We start from the raw sequence: 407 nt of genomic DNA, 5'->3' as shown, positions 1-407 counted from the left end.
CCCATTAAAAAGGAATTTACAATATTAAAAGATTTTCAATCTAAACCAGATGGTCTTCTTGTTTAGTAACTAATCAGAATTTGGGAATTTAGATGTTATTCGAATTGATAATTTTGGAAACTGGAAACACCAGAGTATGAAAAATAAACGGAAGAATAACTGATTAATATATACAGGTTGATTTGAACCAGAAAAATTTACTATTTATAGATAAAGAACCTATTTTTGGGTTAAATTTCACGCTCTTATTCTTGTTTTCATAATATAGCATAGTATTTTAATTAAATAAATAAGGAGAGATATTTTTGCCACATCAATTTTATCCTATGGGACCTCCTGGTTACCCTATGTTCCATGTAGCTCCTCATATTCCTGTCTCTTGCCCTGCACCTGGATCTTATTCTGTA

The organism is Neobacillus drentensis (assembly GCF_036965245.1).
Classification (GTDB): domain Bacteria; phylum Bacillota; class Bacilli; order Bacillales; family Cytobacillaceae; genus Neobacillus; species Neobacillus drentensis_G.
Note: the sequence above shows the minus strand (reverse complement) of the source record.